This is a genomic window from Microbacterium sp. (assembly GCF_051953575.1).
Classification (GTDB): Bacteria; Actinomycetota; Actinomycetes; order Actinomycetales; family Microbacteriaceae; genus Microbacterium.
In genome coordinates this window covers 78,833-98,894 of sequence record NZ_JBQCIP010000248.1, presented here as the reverse complement: position 1 = coordinate 98,894, position 20,062 = coordinate 78,833, and the positions used below count along the sequence as shown (strand labels likewise).

Sequence of the window (20,062 nt, the reverse complement as noted above, 5' to 3'; positions counted from 1 at the left end):
GGGGCTCGATAGGTTCGGTCTGTGACTTCGAACCCGCGCATCGCGTCCCTGCTCGGCGAGTGGAAAGGCGAGGAGGAGCTTTTCGCGACGGCCTGGACGGCGGCCGGGACCGCGCAGGGCTCGATCGTCGTGCGGCCGGGGCCGGACGGCATCCATTTCGACTACGCCGAGGTCCATGACGGCGGTCGACTCGACGCGCATGCGGTCGTCGCGGGGGACGGGTTCTGGTGGTTCGACTCGTACGGCTTCACCTCGGCGGCGCCAGGGACCGCGGCATGGGAGGGCGACACGCTCGTGCTCGACCGTCGCTCGGACCGGGGGCGCACCGTGATGCGGCTGCGCGTCGAGACTGAGCGCCTCACCGTGGAGCTCGACACCGCTGTGCCCGCAGACGCCGCACTGGCGCCGCTCGTCCGGGGGACCTACACACGCGTGCACTGACCGCCGTGTCGCCGGCCGCGGCATGGAGGGGCTGACGGGAATCGAACCCGCGCTGTCTGCTTGGGAAGCAGAAGTTCTGCCATTGAACTACAGCCCCGATGCCTTGAAATTACTGGGATAAACGATCCCTGTCAAGGCGAGGTATACACATCGGTATACACATGACCATGGCGCGCATTTTCCCGGCGCCACCCGATCAGCTTACCTGCCAGCGCCGTCGACGCCACGCGGTTCGGCGTCTCCCGCCTGCGGGTCGCGCGAGCGCATGCCTTCGGCCACGGTCTCAGGTGTGCTCCGAACGGACTGCCGCCTCGTGCCATCGTCAGCGCCCCGGCACGCGCACGACGGGCCCTCAACTGTCCGCCAGTTGCCGCGGTCAACCGCCGCGTCAGATCGAGTGACGTGCGGGGAGGGTCCAGCGACTACGCGCTCAGAAGGTGCTCAGGGTGCGTGGGCAGACGCTCGATGAACTCTTTGAGGTCTGAGACCAGGTACAGCGGTTTCGTTCCGGAGAAGTGCGGAACCACATCCCCGAGTCGGACATGCTGTCGAAGACGAGACGGGCTCATTCCTACCGCGGCAGCCGCGGATGCGTGGTCCAGCGCCACCACGGCCTGAGTCGCATCTGCGTCGAGGCTCGCGGTGCTCATGATGGATCTTCCGGTGATGTTGACGGATCGCCTCGCTCGGCCATGGGCCGCCCGAGATTCGATGTCAGGCCTGCGAGCCAGCCGGCGTTGCGAGCTTCCTGGACCCAGTACGTAGCGGTGCGCTCGGAAACGTCGAGCTCGTGTGCAATCAGCTTCAGGGCGGGAAGGCCGGCGAGGGCAGCAGTCCCATAGAGGATCTCGATGACCTCCCAGCGCTCATCCTTAACGCCTCGCTTGACGACCGCCCGCGCCATCCAAACCGGAATGATCCTGCCCTCGGCCGCTGTCAGATCGGCGACCGTTGTCGCCGTCGCCCCGGCGCTGTCGTCAAGGAGTAGTGCAATGCACTGGGGGATGGCTGCCTGCAGGATCGCCTGGGTCGCGACGTGGTTCAGCCGGTCCTCCAGGTAGTCGGTGCCGACCGCCTGGGTGGTGATCTTTGTGAGCATGTAGCGACCGCGATCGGCGCTGTAGCGCGCCTCGATTGTCGTCTCGATGCCGGTCGTCTGATCCATCGCGATCGCGACGAAGCCCGGTGCAATCCGGAGTGTCGCGCCGACCAGTTCGGTGGCGTCCTTCGACGTCATGTCGTTGCCGTCCAGCGTCTTCACTTCGACCCTCACCCCCACAGCTTGCCGTATCCGGAAAGTGTTCAGCAGTTGCCTCTTGCAAACTATACGACTAAGCGGTGTACTACTGTCAATACGCGATTTACTTCGGCAGTTCCGGGGTTCGGAGGTCATCATGCGGATCGTCGCCATAACGAATCAGAAGGGTGGCGTAGGAAAGACCACCGTCGCGATGCAGGTCGGGGCCGAGTTGTCGCGCCGACATCGAGTGTTGCTAGTGGACGTCGACCGTCAGCAGTCCACGGTGTGGTGGGCGGAGAACGTCCGCGACCGTTTACCGTTCGATTTCGCAGGCAGCCAGCATCCGAACATGCTGAGCCGGCTCGGGGACCTGCGGGCGGAGTACGAGTTCGTGCTGGTCGACACACCTGGCAGCCTCGAAGACACGGCCGTGCTGGAGACGGTGCTCGATGCCGCCGACTATGCCCTGGTGCCGGTCACCCCCGAGCCGCTCGCGGTCGACCCCACGCTGCGCACGCTCAGCCGGCTGATCGAGCCGCGGCATCTGCGTCATGGGGTGTTGCTGAACCGGATCGATCCGCGCGTGCCGCACCAGCTGGAGACGTGGCAGCGGCTGCTGGACTCGGAGCTGGGCGTCCCCCGGCTCGACTCGCACCTGCGGCAGTACAAGGTGCACGCGGAGGCGCCGGTGCTCGGCGAGCTGGTGACGAGCCTGCGGCGCAACCGGCGCACTGAGGGAACGATCGCGGACATCGCCTGCATCGCCCGCGAACTGGAACAGCTGCTTTCGTCAACGTTCGCGGGAGCGTGGTGAGGATGGTGAGGGTCGATCTCGCCGGGAAGCTCAGCGACGCCCGCACCCGCGTCGCCGCCGAAACGCCACCGGGCCAGCCGTCGGCGCCGATGTTCGCCCGACTGGCGCGGAAGGACGCGCGCATCCGCGACGATCAGGTCACCGCGCTGGCGGCGTTGGCGGATGCGGTGATGCGACGTCGACGGTTCAAGGCGGAGCGGATCACGGAGAACACGTTGATCCGGGTGGCGATCGATCTGCTACTCGCCCACGCCGACCGGCTCCGGGGCTCGACCGAGGACGAACTGCGGAACTCGGTAACTTCCGCAGTACCGAAGTCCGTGGCTCCGGGAGTTCCGGACTTCGCGACTCCGGGACTTTCGAGCTTCCCGCCTCCGGCAGCCATGGACTCCGCGCCTCTCGCGGGAGCGGCCCGCGGACCGGCGATGATCTCGGCCGGCGCCGCCTCGGAAACGCTCGCGAGAGACGTCCGGGCGCTGGCGAAACCCGGAACTTCGCATGTGCGGGACTCCGGAAGTCCCCAATCTCGCTCCCTGACCGGATCGGGAGGTTCCGCATGAACGCGCGATCGGATGGTGGGGAGGAGCGTTCCCCTGCGGAACGGGAGAAGGAGGCGCGGCGCGCGTATCGGGAGCGCAACGCGGAGCGGGTCCGGGCGGGTGATGCGCTTGCACTCGGCCCGACCACCATCCATCCGCGTCTGGTTGAACTCGAGGCCGCCGGCCTCGTCATCGCTGATCCACCCATGACTGACGGGCAGCCGCGCGGGGGCGTGTGGGTGAGATACCGAGTAGACAATGAAGCTGTCACCGACCTGTACCTCCGACTTGGGGCGGCCATCGGCGAGTTCTGAGGTTCGATTGTGAGGTCGCGGGTTGGAGCCCCACTCCTGCTGTCGCGGAATCTGCGCGGCGTGCAGATCGCCGACGGCAAAGGCCAGGTCACGTTCGAGACCATCGTGCCGGGCTGCTATCCCGGCCGCTGGACGCACATCCACTTCGAGGTCTACGAGAACGAGGCCGCGGCGACCACCGGCAGCAACGCCGTCGCGATCTCGCAGCTCGCGTTCCCGCAAGACATGCTCGACACGGTCTACGCGCTCGGCACCTATCCGGGCTCGGCTCGCAATCTGTCGCAGATCGGCGGTATCGAGAACGACAACGTCTTCGGCGACGGCTACGAGCTGCAGATGGGCATGTTCGCCGGCGACGCGGCATCCGGGTATGTCGGTTCCTTCGCGGTCGGCGTCGACATGACGACCGAGGCGACCCTCTCGCAGGCGCCCGGCGGCGGTGGTGGCGGCGGTGGTGCTGGGGGCCCGCGCCCCTGACCCCTGCTGAACCTCGATTCACACAGGACTCGACCAGGACCTCGCGTGCAGGCGTCTCCATCCGATGCGATCACCGTCGCTCCGGCCTACCTTAAATCAGACAGACACAGCGTGCCGAACTGGGCTCAACTGCAGGAGACGGTGTTCGTTACCGCCGGCCACGTCGGCATCTCGATCAAAATGTGTCTACACTCCCGCCCCTTACGGCTGGAAATCTCTCCAAAACCGTCGGATATGAGGTAAAGTGTCGACTGATCGCATTTGATCCGGAAAGCGAGGAAGCTTTTGTTCCCTGAACGTCTCATCGAGGCCGACACCCTCCGCCCGTCCTCGGACGGTTTCATCACTGATCTCCGACTGCCGTGGTACCGAGCGCTGCCGCTGTCATGCATCGAGCGCATGGAGGTGCGTGTCGATGGTCAGCCGGTCCCTGAGGAAGACGTGACGCTTACCCTCGCCGGCAAGGGCCCGTACACGCTTCCCGAGCTGGCGGCGCACACGGAGGACTACTGGTACGTGCTCGACTCGGCGCAGCTCTCCGTCAAGTCCAACGCCGCGACGCAGCCCGGCGAGCATGCGATCGATCTCGCGTTCGGTCTGTATATCCCCTACCTGCCCGTCAACGGGGCACCGCTCAAGAACCTCGACAGCAACAGCGCGATCCTCAAGGTGGCAGATCGATGACTACGACTCCCGAACTCCCTCAGCTGGGCACGACGCTCTACAGCATTACCCGCGACTTCCACGGCCGGAAGATCGCTTTCGAAGAGGCTGTGCGTCGCGTCGCCGAACGCGGACTGGGTCCGGGCCTAGAGGTCGTCGGCTTCCAGAGCTTCCGGAACTGGCCGCACGTCAGCGATGAGCAGATCGCCGAGTTCCGCACCCTGATCGACGAGACCGGGCTGACCCCTTCCGCCATCGGCGCCAACGCGGATGCCGGCGTTCGCCGTGACCGCCTCCTCACGCCCGACGAGCTGGTGGCCTACATGGAGCCGCAGATCAAGGCCGCCCGCAAGCTCGGCTTCCCGGTGGTGCGCGTGCAGTACTCGCTGACCCCGGACGACATGGAGCGCCTGCTCCCGCTGGCCGAGCGCGAGAACGTCAAGCTTGGTCTGGAGATCCACGCTCACCACTCCCCGCGGCACCCGCTGATGGAGGCGCTGCGGGAGCGCTACGAAAAGCTCGGGTCCCCCCACCTCGGCTTCATCCCCGACTGGGGCAGCTCGATGCGCCGCATCCCGCCGAGCCGCATCGCGGCCGCCCGCGAACTCGGCCTGTCAGAGCGCTACCTCGAGCGGATCAGCGAGGCCTGGGCGGAACAGCACACGCACGGCGCGATTCTCGACGACTCGCAGCTGCCCGAGATGTACCGCAAGGTGTACGAGATCGTCGAGGAAGAAGGCGCCGGCGCCGCCGGTCAGCCGTTCGCGCGCAACTCGATCGGCCTGTTCGGACACGCCGAAGCGGTCGACTGGGAGCTCGTCGCACCATGGACCGTCCACATGCACGGCAAGTTCTACGATATCGACGAGGACGGCGACGAGCCGGCGGTTCCGGTGCGTGACATCCTGCGTGTCTTCGTCGATGCCGGATACACCGGGTTCATCTCGAGCGAGTGGGAGGGATGGCACTGGAACCTCCACGCGAGCGCGTGGGACATGATCGCCAAGCACCACGAACTCGAGAAGCGGATCCTGGCGGAGCTCGCAGAGGAGAAGCAGGGCGTCACGCAGGACGCGCATGCCCGCTGAGGGCGCGGTGACGGCGACGAGCACACTACCCGAAAGGGTGGACGTGCTCGTCGTCGGCACCGGCCCCGTCGGCACCTCCTACGCTCGGGAGATCCTCGAGCAGGCACCAGGGGCCTCCGTCCTGCTCATCGACGCCGGGCCGCAGCTGACCCGAGAGCTCGGCAAGAACATCCGGAATCTGGAACCCGACGCCCGACGGGAGGTCCAGCTCGCCGCAACGCGGTGGACCGGCCAGACCCCCTCCGACACCGGTCGCATCGACGGGCGCATCGCCGCCCGTCCGGGCACATTCCTCCTCAACGAGGCGGCGGAGTCCGAAGACGAGCAGGAGGGCATGCCTGCCGCCGCGATGGCCGCGAACATCGGCGGGATGGGCGCGCACTGGACGTGCGCGTGCCCGCCTCCCGGCGACTCCGAGCGCATCGCGTTCCTCGAGGATCGGTTCGACGAGGCATTCGGCCGCGCCTGGGAGCTGCTGAGTGTCACGCAGGAAGCCTTCCCGGCGAACGACGCACAGCGCGAGCTGCAGCAGAAGCTGTCCGCCATCTTCGACGAGGGACGCCGCGAGGAGAGACGTGTGCAGCCCATGCCGTTGGCGTGCACACCGACCGGCGAGCCCCTGCCGCGCTGGTCGGGGATCGACACGATCCTCTCCGGCCTGGACGAGAGCGCCCGTGCGCGACTGACGATCCTGCCGAACGTGGTGTGCACCAAACTGCTGCACGATTCCGGTACAGTCACCGCCGTGGAGCTCGTGGAGCGGGAGATTGGCACCACGCGCCGCGTCGAGGTGTCGGCGGTTGCTATAGCGGCTGACGCCCTTCGCACCCCGCAGCTGCTGTGGGCGTCGGGCATTCGTCCGCGTGCGCTCGGTCGCTATCTCAACGACCAACCGCAGATCGTGAGCGCACTGGCCCTTCGCGAAGACGCGTCCCACGACGCGCAGGAGGGCGACGACACAGACTTCCGGCAGCGGCTCACGGGCGTTCTCTGGATCCCGTTCCACGATCCGGACTTCCCATTCCACACTCAGGTTATGCAGATCGGCACGAGTCCAATCGAGCTGCCGGATTCGGAGGTCGAGCACCGCCGCATCATCACCTGGGGCCGCTTCACCACCAAGGACATCCGGGAAGAGGATCGCATAGAGTTCTCCGACACCGAGTCGGACGACTTCGGTCTTCCGAAGATGACGATCCACTACTCGCTGTCGGAGAAAGACTGGCAGACGATCGAGCGTGCCAAGCGCGACATGGTTGACCAGGCGGCAACGATCGGCGACTTCTTCCCGGGAAGCCACCCGCGGCTGCTGCCAGCGGGAAGCTCGATGCACTACCAAGGGTCGGTCCGCATGGGCGAGCACGACGACGGTCTCTCAGTGTGCGACCCGAACAGCCGGGTCTGGGGGACATCGAATGTGTACGTCGGCGGCAACGGAGTGATCCCCACTGCGACTGCGTGCAACCCGACGCCGACATCCGTCGCCCTTGCAGTGCTGGGTGCACGCGACCTGGTGACCCGCCTCTAATCTCAGCCGGCTTTGTCGGTCCGATCGATCCCTTGTACTGCGGCTTCGATTGACCGGCGCACCAAGAGCGCCGCCATCTCGCCGTCCCGTCGCATCAACGCCTGCAGGATCTGCTCGGCGTAGCTGAGGCTCTCTTGGAGGCGATCGGGGGCGGCCAGCGCCTGCCTGATGGACAGCGTGCGCAGGAAGAGGGAATTGAGGATCGGGCGCGCGGTCTTGTTGCCCGCGATCTCAACGATGGCGTCGAAGAACTGGAAATGCGCCCACCGATAGCGGGCATCGTCGCTTTCGCGGGCGTGTCCCGCGAGAACGTCGACCAGGCTGACAAGTTCGGTGAGGTCCTCCTGGGTGATCCGTTCGGCGGCGGCTTCTGCAAGAGCGGCCATGATGGTCGCGCGCAGGAAGAATACTTCCTTGATCCGCTCGGAGTCGTAGAGGACGACCCGTGGTCGTTTCCGTGCGCGCATCTCGAGGAGGCCGTCGGACTCCAGTATCGCCAGCGCCTCTCTGACAGGGGTGCGGCTGGTGCCGAACTGGCTGGCGATGTCAACGCTGTTGAGCGTCTGCCCGGGCTGAATGCGGCCATCGATGATTCCCCGCGCGATCCACACCGCTATGTCGGCAACGACAGGTTCCCGGCGGTCCGACAGCTGGAGCAGTCGCACTAGCTCCTGCGGCGCCGTCTCCTCGTCGATCGCGCTCTGGGACACGAGACGCATGCTAGCAAAGCGTTACGGCCCCTTGATCGAGACACTCGGCTGCCAGCCCAGGGCCCGCGAGATGGCGAGACCCGAGGTGATCACCGATGGCGTGGCAGCTTCCAGCTTCACGGATTCCGAACGCACCACCACTGACAGCGCAGCCACGACCTGACCGCCGGCGTCGACGATTCGGGTGGCGACAGAGTCGGCCTCACGGGTGAGCTCTGCGCGCACGGTGGCCGTTCCGGTCTGCCGGCACGCCGCGAGCTGGCGGCGTAGGACGGCCGGGTCAGTCACCGTGAGTGGGGTGTAGGGCGAGAGGCGGCCACTGAGCACCCGGTCTATCAGTTCCCGGTCCGCGTGGCTGAGGAGCACCTTGCCGACGCCCGAGCAGTGCAGCGGTAGACGGCCGCCGACTTCTGAGGCGAGCGACACGGCCTGCGGTGCGGACATCCGCTCGATGATGACAGCGTGATCCTCGGCCAGCACGGCCAGCTGCACGTGCTGGCGGAGCGCACCGTAGAGATCGTCCATAAAGGGGCGGGCGAGCACGCGAAGCGACTCTGTCCGGGGCGTGAGCGTCGCGAGCTGCCACAGTCGAAGGCCGGGAGCGAACTTGCCGTCTTCGAGCCTGTCGACCGCGCCCGCCTCCTCGAGCTCGAGCATGAGACGTCTCGCAGTGGCGTGCGGCATGCCGGTTTCGCGCTCGAGTTCCGCAAGGCTCAAGACCTGATGCCCCTTGCGGAACGCGAACAGAAGCTCCAACAGACGGGAGCTGACGCTTCGCCCTGGTTCGCTAGTGCGCGGCACCCTCACTCCCTTGTAGCCGCTGGCTCGTCTCAGTGTAAAGGGGCAGGAAATCGGACCAGAAAAATGATGCGGGTAAGTCGCGTGCCTGGGTCTGGAGGTTGGGGGCGGCTCCGGCGCCGGGTGAACGTGGTGCTCATCGGTGCGCCGACCCGTGGCTGAAATCGAGACGCGGCGCTTCCGCCCAGTCGTCGAGCTCGATCGTCGTGCCGGTGCGGGCGGACTCGTAGACCGCGAGGACGAGTTCCAGAGCGTTCAGGCCCTCCTGGCCGGTGACCCGCGGTGCACGGCCCTCGGCGAGAGCGTGCACGAAGTCTTCGTGCTGGCGACGGAACAGGTCAAGCCGTGCCCCGTGGGGGACCGCCGGCGGTGGACCGGAGACGCCGGACCACGAGGTCGACAGCACGCCCTTGCTGATGACGGCGGACCCGGCATCACCGGAGAGCTGCAGGGTGTCGACCGTCGTCTGCTCGGCGGGTGTGGCACCGGCCGAGTAGAACGCGGTGGTGGCCTCGATCGTGCCGACGGATCCATTTTCGAACTCCACGAGCGCGATCGCGGTGTCCTCCACCTCGATCGCGTGCGCGAGGGTGCGGGTCCAGCCGGTGACACGTCGGGCACGGCCCATGAGCCGACAGAGCTGATCCACTTTGTGGATGCCCTGGTTGATCATGGCGCCGCCACCGTCCATGGCGTGGGTGCCGTGCCATCCCCGGTAGTACTGCCGATCCCGCCAGCACTTGCGAGACGCCGAGGCGAGCGTGGGCACGCCGAGACGCCCGGACTCGACCGCTGAGAGCAGTTCCTCGAAGGGCGGCTCGAACTGTCCTTGGGAGACCACGCCGAGCACGACGCCGTTGTCTTGTGCCGCGGCGACGAGGGACCGCGCGGCCGCCAGGGAGATGTCCATCGCCTTCTCGACGAGGATGTTCATACCGAGGCCTGCAGCTCTTGTCCCAATCTCCGCGTGCGTCCCCGTCGGGGTGCAGATCACGGCGACGTCGGCGCCGGCGTGCGCTGCCGCTTCGAGCGTCGGCCATTGTTGCGTGGAGAATTCGGTCGCGCGCATCTGAGCGCCGGCGCTGCCTACGAAGCCGAGGAGTTCTGCCTCGGGGACCAGTCGAATGGCCTGGGCATGGAGCTGGCTCACTGAGCCGCCCCCGACGATTGCTACTCGTGTCATCAGAGTGCTCCCTGCCGGATGGTGCGCAATTCAGTGACCCTATTCCCCAACGTGCGGCCAGAAATCTGCGGTCCGGACCCACCCAAATAGCGATGCTCGATTGCTATCACCCGCTTCTTCTATGGAGGATTTCGTCAGGGTCATGTTCCGAAGTTTCCTTCAACCCGGACAAGGAGCCGGATCGTTCAATGAACAGGACGCTCGGGTCCGCTTCGGGTGCGATGACGTCGACGGCCGCCTGGACCGATCGCCGCACCAGCAGGGCTGCCATCTCGGCATCACGGCGGTGGGCCGCAGCCAGAATCAGCTCGGCGTAGTAGAGGCTCTCATCGAGACGGTGGGGGAGCGACAGGGCGCGGCGGACGGGCAGGGTCCTGAGGAACAGGGAGTTCAATATCGCCCGGGCCGTGACGTTGCCCGACATCGCCACCAGGTCATCGAAGAACGCGAAGTGCGCCCATCGATAGCGGTCGTCGTCTCTGGCCGCGGCGAGTTCGCGGAGGATCTCGACGTGCCGGTCCAGGACCGCGACGTCCTCATCGGTCGCGTTCTCGATCGCCGCGCGGGTGAGCCCCGAGATGAGCTGCGCGCGGACGAAGAAAACCTCGCGGCTCTGCTCGGGCCCGAATGACGCGACCCGAGGACGTTTGCGTGCGCGCATCTCGATCAGGCCATTCGATTCGAGAAGGGCCAGCGCCTCGCGCACCGGCGTTCGGCTGGAACCGAAACGGGTCGCCAGCTCGACGCTGTTCAGGTCCTGCCCAGGGAGCAGCTGGCCGTTGATGATGGCCAGCGCGACCCACACCACGATGTCGATGACGACCGGCTCGCGTCGATCGGAGAGCTCGAGGAGCTTGATCAGCTCGAAGGGCGCCTCCGCCGTCTCGGCGGTCGTCGTCGTGGCCTCCAACGTCATCGAGCAGCCCCGATCGGCTCCCGCCGGCCCGAGCGCGCAGATTCGCGTGCCGCATCGATCACCTGCATCGTCGCGACGCCATCCTCGACGCTCACCGGTCCGCCAGAACCGGACAGCCAGTCGCGAGTGGCCTGGTAGAAGCCAGGCCACCATCCCCGCTCGGGCACGACGTCTCCCCACTCGCCATCGGCCCCGCGCCGCCGCCAGTCGGAGGCATCCGTGATGCCCCAGGAGGGGTCGAGCGGGGACAGCCCGGCGTGGAGCTGATCGTGCTGTGGGTCCGCGGTGCCGAGCGAGACCAGCGCATCGAGCGCCGACACCTCGAACCGGGGAAGGTCCGTGTTGCCGAGCGCGCCCGAGATGAGATGCGACACACTCCCGTCGGCATGGGTGAGCGCCAGGAACACGTCATCCTCCGTGCGGGAGCCGGGACGTCGCACCAGCACTTCTGCGTACACGCCGGTCACCGGGCCTAACAGCTGTATGGCCTGATCGATCTGGTGGGGGCCCACCTCCCGCAGGAACCCTCCGCCCTCAGGGTCGTTGCGCCAACTGTCGCGCACCGTGGGCTGCCACCGCTGGATCCGCGAGGTGAGGCGCACGGGGCCAGTCCATGCGCGGGCCTTGTTGAGGCGCTTGAGCGTAAGGAAGTCGCTGTCCCATCGGCGGTTGTGGAACACAGTCACCTGGTCCCCGACCCGTGCCGCCAGCTGTTGGGCGCCAGCGAGGTCGCCCGCGAAGGGCTTCTCGACCACGACCCGGGTGCCAGCGTCCACGAGATGCGCCACGGTGTCGCCCCGGTGGTGCACGGGAAGCGTGACCACCGCGACTGCCGCAGCCTTCGCGGCATCGAGCGAGTCCGTGACCTCGGCGTGGGGGTAGCGCTGCGCGGCGGCCGCGCGGCGCTCCTCTCCGCGGGCCACCACGACGGCCACGTCGAGTCCCTCGGTGGCGTCGATCAGCGGAGCGTGGATGCCGGATCCGGAGCCTCCGAATCCGACGAGGGCGACGGGAATCGATCGCTCAGGCATCGACCAACGCCCCTGCCAGGTCGCGGTAGCGGCGCAGCTGCTCGAAGGTGTCGGGATTCTGCTGCCACAGGTGACCTTCGAACTCAGCCAGCAGATGGCCGTCGAACTCCGCAGCCCTGAACTCGTGGAAGATCGCCTCCAGCGGGACCGCGGCCTCGTGTCCGTCCACGATCTCGAAGAACTTGCCGTGAACGACCTTCGTATGAGGCAGCACATCCAGGAGCCAGTCGGGGCTGGAACGGCGGAACAGGCGGCGCATCCGGCCCACGAGCGGACGGGCCGCCGCCGCCAGGTCATCGCCGCCCAGCGCCATGAGAGCGTCGAGCGTCTCTCCCTCCGGCTGATCGGCCGCCCATCCGTCGAGGATCGCATCGATCGCCTCGGCAGGCAGAGCCGGCCGCAGCAACTCATCGACGAATCCGTCGGGGATGGCCTGCATCACACACGACAGGTCCAGGGTGAGCCCGAGGCTCGGGGAGTCGATTTGCGTGAAGGCTGCGAGCAACTCCTGGACGTACGGGTCGGCGGTGGTGACAGCGTGAAGCTCGGTCAGCAGGACGAGGTTCCGCTGCGCCGCGAGTTCTGCGGCGCGGGAGAGGAGATCGGCCTTCGGCGGCAGGTTGATGCGCGCGAAGGACGATCCCAGCAGTGCCGCGGTGTCCAGGCCGTTCTGCGCCCAGCTGAGCAGGTCGTCATCCGTCGACGGCGCCAGCTGCCGGCCCGGGTCCGTGTACGCGCCGTACACGAGCGGGACGAGTCCGGCGTCCCGGACCGTGGTGCCGAGCTGCCGGATTTCGACGGAACTGGGGTTCGGGTACCCGTGCGCCACCTGTGCGCCCAGCAGCTCGACACCCGCATATCCGCCGATCGCCGCGACCTCGTCGAGACAGGCCCGAAGGGCCCGTCCGCGGCGTAGCTCGCCGGCGAAACTGAAGGTGCAGACGCCCAGGCTCCACGGCGACGTCCCACCGTGACCCATCGTTGCCACCGCCGACGCGCGCCGGCGCGTCCAGTCACCTTTCGGGTCGTGGCCCTCCGGCATCCGGAGTGTGATTGCGGCTTCGATCGAGGCGCCCGGTTCAGGCACCGCGGCGCCGACTGGCAGGCCGATCTGCAGGGTGGTCTGAACACCCCAGTAGTCGCTGCGGCCCGCCAGCGAGGCGAGTGTGACGACGTCCCCGTCAAGGCGGACAAGCAGAGCATCTGCCCCGACCGCGTATCCGTCCACCTGTAGTTCCACTCGCTCGAGGCAGGAGAACGGGATCGCCCGGAACCAGGGGAGGGACACGTTCACCCACCACGCCAGCTCCTGGGGTCCGCCCTGCGGGCGGGGGACTGCAGTCATTCGGAGCGCATACGGATCGGTCACGATTTGATTCCTCCGGCAAAGCCCTTGACCAGCTGACGCTGCGTGAAGATGAAGAAGATCAGGACGGGCGCCACCGAGATCACGATTCCGGCGAACACGTAGTTCCACTGGGTCGCGAACTCGCCGACGAACCCGTAGATGGCGACAGGAAGTGTCTGGTTGCTGGTGCCTGTGAGGAACACGAGTTGGGCGAAGAAGTCGTTCCACACGAACAGTGCCGTGATCACCGAGACAGTGGCTGTCACGGGGCCCAGCAGCGGGAAGACGATCAGCCAGAAAGTGCGGAATGGACTGGCGCCGTCCACCAGCGCGGCTTCCTCGTACTCCTTCGGCAGGGCGCGGATAAAGCCTGCGTACAGGAAGACCGCGGTGGGGAGCTCGACACCCGTGTACAGGATGATCATGCCGAGGTGCGTGCCGACCAGCCCGAGCTCGCGCAACAGGATGAATGCGGGGATCAGGCCGAGCAGATACGGCAGCACGATGCCGATGATGAACAGGAAGTACAGGGTCGTGTTCAGTCGCGATGCGTGACGGGAGATCGCGTACGCAGCCAGCGACGAGAGCACCACGATCACGATGACGCTGCCGGCGGTGATGATGAAGCTCGACAGCAGACCGCTTCCGAGTCCGGTTGATGAGCCACCACCCCAGGCCTCGGCGAAGTTGCCCCACTGCGGATTAGAGAACGGGAACGCGAGCGAGCGCTCGTTGATGGCCTCACGATCCTGCAGGGAGATCGCGATGATGATGTAGAACGGGATCCACCAGATGGCTGCAACCAGCAGCAGGATCACTTCGCGGACGAACGTCCGCGGACGGTAGCGATCGCGAGACATTAGTTCTCGTCCTTTCCGCGCAGCAGCAGCACCTGTGCGACGGCGATGATTCCGATGAGCACGGTGAGCAGCAACGCGATAGCGGCGCCGTAGCCGTAGTTTCCGAAGGCGAAGGCCTGGCGATAGAACTGCGTGACGAGCGTCTCGGTCACCTGGGCCGGACCGCCGTTGGTCAGACCGATGACCTGATCGAACACGCGCAGCGACATGATGGTCGGCAGCGCGACGGCGACGACGATCGCCGGGCGCAGCATCGGCAGCGTCACGTAGCGGAAGCGCTTGAAGACACCGGCACCGTCCAGCTCGCTGGCCTCGTTGATTTCCTCGGGGATGCCCTGCAGGCCCGACAGGTAGATGATCATGCACAGGCCGGTGGTCTGCCACACCATCACCACGAGAATGGTCCACAGTGCGGTCTCCGGATCAGCGGTCCACAGCCTGCGCCATTCGCCGAGGCCGATGGCGCTCAGGAACTGGTTCAGCAGGCCGTTGTACTCGAAGATGAACGACCAGACGTATGCGACGGCGAGGGATGTGATCGCGAAGGGCGCAAAGAACAGCGCGCGGAGGAAGTGCCGCGTCTTCAGGTCCCTATTGAGCGCATTCGCAAGGATCATTCCGAGCGTGTTGGAGATCAGAACCGCGCAGGCGGCCAGGATCAGCGTGTTGAAGATCGAGCGCAGCGCTACCTCATCCGAGAAGATGCGCACGAAGTTGTCCATGCCGACGAAGTCCGCAGACACGCTCAGGCCGTTCCAGTTGGTGAACGCGTAGTACGCCCCGAAACCGACGGCGATGTACCGCAGTAGCGCCACGGGGATGAGAGCAGGCAGTGCCCACAGGCGCGAGATCCGCGTCTTGGGGATGTAATGCCGGCGACGCGTCGACTTCTTCGGAGGAATCGGCGTCTGGGTGCTCGAGGGCGGGGAACTCTGGCGAGTTGTCATCGTCATCACGCTGCGTCCCGCTCCGTCTCAGCGACTGTGAGTCGAAGTGTGTAGGTCATCTTTGGCCGCGGCCTCCTTGCCGAATCGCGTGTGCATTGTGCCCGTTCAAGCGATATCGCCGATCGCGGGTACGTCCTCAATGCTAGCCGCAAAATGAGCAGCTGTCCACACTGTCGGGCCTAACGGTAACGTTAGTCGGCTAAAACGTCGATTCGGGCCTATAAGTGTCGACTCTTAGGAGGATGGGGTAGGCGGCGCAGGGGAGGAACCCGCGGCGTGGTGTGCAACTCGGAGCGCGAGCGCGATCGTCGTGAGCATCGGGTTGACGCCGCCGTTCGTCACGTGCAGCGAGGTGTCCGCTACCAGCACGTTAGGGTGCCCCCATACCCGTCCATTAGGGTCCGTCGCAGACGTCGCAGGGTCCGCGCCCATGCGCGCTGTGCCGGCTTGGTGCTGGCCGACGCTGGGTCCCCACCCTGGCGGCCGTGTCGTCCAGCCGACCGTGGTGTGCGCGCCGCTGGCGGTGAGCCATTCGGATGCGCGCTCGGTGAGGAACGCCTGCATGCGGCGGTCCTCGAGATGGTTCGCGCCCGACAAGCGGACGACGGGCATCCCGGCGTGGTCACGCTGCGTCCAGTCAAGTTCGACGCGTGAGGCGGGGTTGGGGACCTCTTGCACGGGTCCGATCACACGGTGCACCCTTTTCGTCAGGGTGCGCATGGCCCGCTTGGCGGCGAGGCCCCAGGGTGGCAACAGGCCGGCAGCGCGGAGCATCGCGTACGTGCTCACCGGTGTCGGCACGAACTCGTTGGCGATCATTCCGCCGCCGATCAGCCCTGCGTTGTCGTGCCGGAACCTGGTCGTGGCGATCTGGGGACCGGGGCCACGGAAGTCGTTCAGGTCGTCGTCGAAGACCCCAAGGGCGCCGGCGTAGAGGTGGCCCTGCAGATGACGACCCACCTGACCAGTTCGATTGCCCAAGCCAGCCGGATCGGCATCGGTCGCGCTGGCGAGGAGAAGCCGTGCAGTCTCGACGGCCCCGGCCGACACGATCACGAGGCCGGCGCGGACCTCACGACGTGCCCCCGTTGGCTGATCGACGAGCGTGACTCCCGTCGCGATGCCGGCAGCGTTCACGTGGATGCGGACGGCTCGCGTCAGGCGGGCGAAATCGCACCGACGTGTCGCCTGCGCTCGCATGAGGAACGTGTTCTGACTTCCGGCCTTCGCGTCCACCGGGCAGGCGAAGCCGACGCATTGCGCGCAACGGACGCAGGCGTCTCGGCCGCCGTAGGGGACAGAGTTGATGGCGAGTGGCACCGGTAGTGTGTCCCAGCCCAGCTGCCGGGCGCCGACGGCGAGGCGGTGTCCGGGGCGCGTGCGGAGCGCGGGCCGCATCGGGTAGGGCTCGCGAAGTGGACCGTGGCGTTTGTCGACCTGCCCGGCGACGCCGAAGGACCGCTCCGCGAGGGAGTACCACGGCGCGAGCTCCTCGTAGCTGATCGGCCAGTCCGCGAGCGAGCTTTCGTCGGGCACGCCGTAGTGCGTAGCCATGCGGAAGTCGATCGGGTCGAATCGCCATGCCTGCGCGCCGTAGATGCGCGTGCCGCCACCGAACGTCATCGCGTTCGCACCCCAGCGGAGCTCCGACGGCACGGTGCCCCTTCCCTCGACGATGCGAGGTTCTTCGATGTCCAGAGGCAGGGTGCGGTCCTGGAACCCGAAGTTCACTCTCGCGTTGCGCAGGTGATCTTCGCTCAGATACCGAGCGCCGGGAGCGTCCCCGCGCTCGACGACGAGCACGGCCAACCCTGCTTCCGAGAGCACGGCAGCCACGGGTCCGCCTCCGGCTCCCGACCCGATAACCACCGCGTCGTACGAGTCACCCAGGTCCCCAAGGCGACGCGTTGATGGCAGCAGCGCCTCCCGTTCGGCCGGCGGCCAGCCTGGGGGGCCCGGCTTCCATCCGACCATCTGCCAGCTGGCCGCTTCGCGGTTGCCGCCCTGCGACGGGTCGGCGTAGTAGCCGATCTGCACGAGATTGCTGAGCCACTCGAGGTCCGTAGGCTCACCGGCCAGCGCGCCTTCGACATGCACTAGCCAATCGGGTCGCTCCGCCAGCGCGTTCTCGAGGAAGTCGAGCGCGCCTGCCTCGACGGCCGACGGGAAGTCGTCGGCCGGGATGAAGCCGTTGAGTAGCGAGGCGAGTCGCTCGCCATCGAGATTCTGCAACACCATGCGCACCCTTCGGCTGCTGCCGTTCGCCTACTTCGCCTCGCAGCAAAAGGGAAGGGGCTGCCCGCATGCATCCATGCGAGCAGCCCCTCCGTAATGACCTACTGGTTCGCCGCCTGGTCCCAGGCCGCATCCGTGTCCTGAAGCACCTGATCGATGCTCTTCTGACCGGTGAGCAGTCCCTGGGCGCTTGTGGCGAGCTGCTGGGCGACACCCGCACCGGGCCACAGCAGATAGCCAGGCGCCGGCGCGTGGTCAGAGGCGAGGATGTCACGCAGCGGCTCGAGAACCTCGGGGATCACGTCCTCGCCGTTCTCGCCGGCGGCCCAGGCGATGCCGCCGCTCTCTTCCGAGTACGCGATGCGCTGCTCGGGCTCGCCGAGGAACTCGACGAACTTCTTGGCGGCCGCGACATCCTTCGCGTCGGCGTTCACGACGACGCCGATGCCCGAGGCCGTGGGGATCCAGGTGTTCTTCTCGGAGTCACCGGGGAACGGGAAGGTGGAGACCTTGAGGTCGGGCGTCGAGTTCGCCGCCACGATCGACAGCGCCTGCGCCGGCATGACGTACATGGCGGCCTGGCCCGCACCGAACTGCTGCGAGTGGACCGGTGCTGCGACGGCGGCAGCGTCGGGGGCGTAGCAGCCGGCGTCGATCATCTTCTGGAAGTCCTTGAGCACCTTTTGCCACTCTTTGCTGTCCTCGAAGGTGGTCTCGTCGGCGTACCGCTCGTCGGTCCAGTCCGGGCTCGGACCGTCGACGTTGTTCGAGGCGAGCGTCTGCAGCGTGATGTTCACGTTGCTGTATGAAGCTCCGGCGAGGGCGATGGGGATGAGGTTCGCATCCTTGACAGTTCCGCAGGCGTCGAGAAGGTCGTCGAACGTCGTCGGGACATCAAGCCCGAGCTCGTCGAAGATGTCCGGGTTGTATGCGACGAAGTAGGGCGCGATCGCGGTCGGCAGGACGTAGGTCTTGTCGTCGAGAGTGATCAGCGGCTTGAGGCCTTCAGGAACCTCTTCGATCCAGGGCTGGCCATCGAGGTCCGCGAGGCGCCCGTCCTCCGCGAGGGAGAGGCCGGCGAGCCCGCCGCCGGTCCCTGGCGTCACCTGAATGACGTCCGCAGCCTGACCCGCCTGATACTGCGTCTGAATCAGCTGCGCAAACTGATCGTTGGGGGTGAAGGTGGCGTTCACCGTGTAGGAGGGGTACTGCTCCTCGAACGAGGCGATGAGCTGCTCCCAGACCGCCTGCTCCTGCGTCTGCGCGGCGAACGTGACAGTTCCGCCGGTGGAGGTGGGCTCACTGGTCGGCTCCGCGTCGCTGCCGCCGCCACCCGAGCATCCTGCCAGCAGGGCGACCGTCGTCACCACGCCGGCGAAAGCGATGAGTTGCTGTCTCTTGGTCATGTCGCTTCGGCCTCCTCGCCGATCTCTTGCCGGGCAGGGTCTCCCGGACTTGCGGCAACCATAGATCGAGATGCTCATTGTGTCTACACATTTACGGATTCGTGATGATCTGAGGGGGTAAAGAAGCCCTACCTCCGCAAAAGTGTCGACTCTCCGAGTCTTTGCTCGATGCTGTGGCCTACCGGAAAACCACAATGCCCTCGGTAGATCATCCCCCGCGCCGCGATGTTCGTTCAACGAACTTCGATGTGGTGAGTCGGTCGGATCCGACGACCATTGAGGCCGCAGAGCACGACACGCATCGGAGGACCAGATGACCCGCTCGAACCCCGAGATAGCAATCATTGGCGGTGGGATCGGAGGCATGGCTGCGGCCGCCTTCCTTGAGCGCGCAGGCCTCACCAGCACCGTGTATGAGCAGGCATCCGCCATCAGCGAGATCGGCGCGGGGCTCGTTGTGGCACCCAACGCTGCGCGGCTGCTACGTCGCCTCGGCGTCCTGGACCAGCTCCTCACCCGTGCGGTGCGCCTGGAGTCGGGTTGGGAGTTCCGCCGGTGGGCCGACGGGACGGTCCTTTCGTCGGAGAATCTCGATCCCGCGTGCAAGGAGCTGTACGGCGAGCATACGTACACCGTCCACCGCGCCGACCTTCTCGATGCCGTCGCCGCGGCAGTTCCGAAAGGCATCACCCGGCTCGGCATGCGCGCTGTGGAGGTCGCGCTCGAGGACGGCCGGCCGATAGTCCGCTTCCAGAACGGCGAGGTGATCCGTCCCGACATACTGATCGGCGCAGACGGCATCCACTCCGCCGTCCGTCCCTTCATCGCCACTCCCGGCCCCGCGACCTACTCGGGCATGGCGGCCTTCCGGACGCTCGTCCCTGCCGAAAGCGCCCCCGAGTTCGCGCTGCGCCCCGCCCAGACTCTGTGGATCGGCCCCGGCCGGCACCTGGTGCACTACCCGGTGTCGGGCGGTGATCTCGTCAACGTGGTCGCGTTCGCCCCTTCGACCGAGGCCATCGAGTCGTGGACGGCGACGGCCACGGTCGACGAGTTCCTGGCGGAGTTCGAAGGCTGGGATCCTCGCCTCACCGAACTGATCCGCGCGGCGAACAAGCCCGGCCGGTGGGCGTTGCTGGACCGCGCTCCCCTGGAGCAGTGGAGCCGCGGCACGGTTACCCTTCTGGGCGATGCCGCCCACCCGATGTTCCCGTTCTTCGCGCAGGGCGCCGCGCAGTCGATGGAAGACGCCGCCGTGGTCGCCCTCTGCCTCAAGGACGACCTCGCCAACCCCGAGCGGGCTCTCCAGCGCTACGAGTCGCTGCGCATCGAGCGCACCACCCGCCTGCAGCAGATCAGCCACGCGCGGGCGGAGATCAACCATCTTCCCGACGGCCCCGAACAGATCGCGCGCGATCTCGAGTTCGTGGAGGAGGATCCACTCCTCGCCAACGGATGGATCTACGGGTATGACCCCGAGCAGGCAGTCTTGACGAACGACACGAAGGCGGTACGCAAGTGACA

21 protein-coding genes and 1 tRNA gene are annotated in these 20,062 nt (G+C 66.7%); 9 read left to right on the top strand and 13 right to left on the bottom strand.

Going from position 1 to position 20,062, the window contains the following annotated elements:
• Positions 1 to 21: 21 nt before the first annotated feature.
• Positions 22 to 441 carry a hypothetical protein gene (locus ACTHNQ_RS15665; protein WP_440334865.1) on the top strand — a complete coding sequence of 140 codons (420 nt, stop codon included), beginning with the start codon at positions 22 to 24 and terminating at the stop codon, positions 439 to 441.
• A 23-nt stretch (positions 442 to 464) separates the two neighbouring features.
• Here ACTHNQ_RS15665 and ACTHNQ_RS15660 read toward each other — a convergent pair.
• From ACTHNQ_RS15660 to ACTHNQ_RS15650, 3 genes are all read right to left on the bottom strand, one after another.
• Positions 465 to 538: transfer RNA gene (locus tag ACTHNQ_RS15660), tRNA-Gly, on the bottom strand.
• A gap of 325 nt (positions 539 to 863) precedes the next feature.
• On the bottom strand, positions 864 to 1,091 hold the full coding sequence (locus ACTHNQ_RS15655; protein ID WP_440334863.1) for a hypothetical protein: 228 nt from the start codon (positions 1,089 to 1,091) through the stop codon (positions 864 to 866).
• Positions 1,088 to 1,714 carry a hypothetical protein gene (locus ACTHNQ_RS15650; RefSeq protein WP_440334861.1) on the bottom strand — a complete coding sequence of 209 codons (627 nt, stop codon included), beginning with the start codon at positions 1,712 to 1,714 and terminating at the stop codon, positions 1,088 to 1,090. The genes ACTHNQ_RS15655 and ACTHNQ_RS15650 overlap by 4 nt, the downstream gene beginning before the upstream one ends.
• Before the next feature lie 121 nt (positions 1,715 to 1,835).
• Between ACTHNQ_RS15650 and ACTHNQ_RS15645 the strand changes: the two genes are divergently transcribed.
• The 7 genes from ACTHNQ_RS15645 (at position 1,836) to ACTHNQ_RS15615 (ending at position 7,104) form a co-directional block, all read left to right on the top strand.
• A complete protein-coding gene (locus tag ACTHNQ_RS15645) occupies positions 1,836 to 2,495 on the top strand; it encodes an AAA family ATPase (RefSeq protein WP_440334859.1) in 660 nt (219 codons plus the stop codon).
• Positions 2,496 to 2,497: 2 nt separating this feature from the next.
• The gene (locus ACTHNQ_RS15640) at positions 2,498 to 3,055 is read left to right on the top strand and encodes a hypothetical protein (protein WP_440334858.1); all 558 of its coding nucleotides are present in this window, start codon (positions 2,498 to 2,500) and stop codon (positions 3,053 to 3,055) included.
• Positions 3,052 to 3,348, top strand: coding sequence for a hypothetical protein (locus tag ACTHNQ_RS15635; protein ID WP_440334856.1), 297 nt, complete (start codon positions 3,052 to 3,054; stop codon positions 3,346 to 3,348). Before ACTHNQ_RS15640 ends, ACTHNQ_RS15635 begins: the two co-directional genes overlap by 4 nt.
• Positions 3,349 to 3,408: 60 nt before the next feature.
• Positions 3,409 to 3,825 (top strand): hypothetical protein, encoded by a 417-nt coding sequence (locus ACTHNQ_RS15630; RefSeq protein WP_440334855.1) that lies wholly within the window; start codon positions 3,409 to 3,411, stop codon positions 3,823 to 3,825.
• A gap of 261 nt (positions 3,826 to 4,086) precedes the next feature.
• Positions 4,087 to 4,509 (top strand): C-glycoside deglycosidase beta subunit domain-containing protein, encoded by a 423-nt coding sequence (locus ACTHNQ_RS15625; RefSeq protein ID WP_440334853.1) that lies wholly within the window; start codon positions 4,087 to 4,089, stop codon positions 4,507 to 4,509.
• Positions 4,506 to 5,576 (top strand): sugar phosphate isomerase/epimerase family protein, encoded by a 1,071-nt coding sequence (locus tag ACTHNQ_RS15620; protein WP_440334851.1) that lies wholly within the window; start codon positions 4,506 to 4,508, stop codon positions 5,574 to 5,576. Before ACTHNQ_RS15625 ends, ACTHNQ_RS15620 begins: the two co-directional genes overlap by 4 nt.
• A gap of 43 nt (positions 5,577 to 5,619) precedes the next feature.
• Positions 5,620 to 7,104 carry a GMC oxidoreductase gene (locus ACTHNQ_RS15615; RefSeq protein WP_440334849.1) on the top strand — a complete coding sequence of 495 codons (1,485 nt, stop codon included), beginning with the start codon at positions 5,620 to 5,622 and terminating at the stop codon, positions 7,102 to 7,104.
• A gap of 2 nt (positions 7,105 to 7,106) precedes the next feature.
• On the opposite strand, the gene ACTHNQ_RS15610 is transcribed toward ACTHNQ_RS15615, so the two are convergent.
• From ACTHNQ_RS15610 to ACTHNQ_RS15565, 10 genes are all read right to left on the bottom strand, one after another.
• A complete protein-coding gene (locus ACTHNQ_RS15610) occupies positions 7,107 to 7,814 on the bottom strand; it encodes a GntR family transcriptional regulator (protein WP_440334847.1) in 708 nt (235 codons plus the stop codon).
• A 21-nt stretch (positions 7,815 to 7,835) separates the two neighbouring features.
• On the bottom strand, positions 7,836 to 8,570 hold the full coding sequence (locus ACTHNQ_RS15605) for an IclR family transcriptional regulator (protein WP_440334845.1): 735 nt from the start codon (positions 8,568 to 8,570) through the stop codon (positions 7,836 to 7,838).
• 178 nt (positions 8,571 to 8,748) lie between these two features.
• Positions 8,749 to 9,795 carry a Gfo/Idh/MocA family protein gene (locus ACTHNQ_RS15600; protein WP_440334843.1) on the bottom strand — a complete coding sequence of 349 codons (1,047 nt, stop codon included), beginning with the start codon at positions 9,793 to 9,795 and terminating at the stop codon, positions 8,749 to 8,751.
• A gap of 106 nt (positions 9,796 to 9,901) precedes the next feature.
• Positions 9,902 to 10,711, bottom strand: coding sequence for a GntR family transcriptional regulator (locus ACTHNQ_RS15595; protein WP_440334841.1), 810 nt, complete (start codon positions 10,709 to 10,711; stop codon positions 9,902 to 9,904).
• Complete coding sequence (locus tag ACTHNQ_RS15590; RefSeq protein ID WP_440334840.1) at positions 10,708 to 11,742, bottom strand: Gfo/Idh/MocA family protein; 1,035 nt, start codon at positions 11,740 to 11,742, stop codon at positions 10,708 to 10,710. Before ACTHNQ_RS15590 ends, ACTHNQ_RS15595 begins: the two co-directional genes overlap by 4 nt.
• Positions 11,735 to 13,036, bottom strand: a complete 1,302-nt coding sequence (locus ACTHNQ_RS15585) for a sugar phosphate isomerase/epimerase family protein (RefSeq protein WP_440334838.1) — start codon at positions 13,034 to 13,036, stop codon at positions 11,735 to 11,737. The genes ACTHNQ_RS15590 and ACTHNQ_RS15585 overlap by 8 nt, the downstream gene beginning before the upstream one ends.
• Before the next feature lie 71 nt (positions 13,037 to 13,107).
• Positions 13,108 to 13,950: a carbohydrate ABC transporter permease gene (locus ACTHNQ_RS15580; RefSeq protein ID WP_440334836.1), complete on the bottom strand. Its 843-nt coding sequence runs from the start codon at positions 13,948 to 13,950 to the stop codon at positions 13,108 to 13,110.
• Positions 13,950 to 14,897, bottom strand: coding sequence for a carbohydrate ABC transporter permease (locus tag ACTHNQ_RS15575; protein ID WP_440334834.1), 948 nt, complete (start codon positions 14,895 to 14,897; stop codon positions 13,950 to 13,952). Before ACTHNQ_RS15575 ends, ACTHNQ_RS15580 begins: the two co-directional genes overlap by 1 nt.
• Positions 14,898 to 15,131: 234 nt before the next feature.
• Positions 15,132 to 17,135 (bottom strand): GMC family oxidoreductase, encoded by a 2,004-nt coding sequence (locus ACTHNQ_RS15570; protein ID WP_440334832.1) that lies wholly within the window; start codon positions 17,133 to 17,135, stop codon positions 15,132 to 15,134.
• A gap of 98 nt (positions 17,136 to 17,233) precedes the next feature.
• Positions 17,234 to 18,538 carry an ABC transporter substrate-binding protein gene (locus tag ACTHNQ_RS15565; RefSeq protein ID WP_440334830.1) on the bottom strand — a complete coding sequence of 435 codons (1,305 nt, stop codon included), beginning with the start codon at positions 18,536 to 18,538 and terminating at the stop codon, positions 17,234 to 17,236.
• A gap of 313 nt (positions 18,539 to 18,851) precedes the next feature.
• Between ACTHNQ_RS15565 and ACTHNQ_RS15560 the strand changes: the two genes are divergently transcribed.
• Positions 18,852 to 20,060 carry an FAD-dependent monooxygenase gene (locus tag ACTHNQ_RS15560; protein ID WP_440334828.1) on the top strand — a complete coding sequence of 403 codons (1,209 nt, stop codon included), beginning with the start codon at positions 18,852 to 18,854 and terminating at the stop codon, positions 20,058 to 20,060.
• Positions 20,061 to 20,062 lie beyond the last annotated feature (2 nt).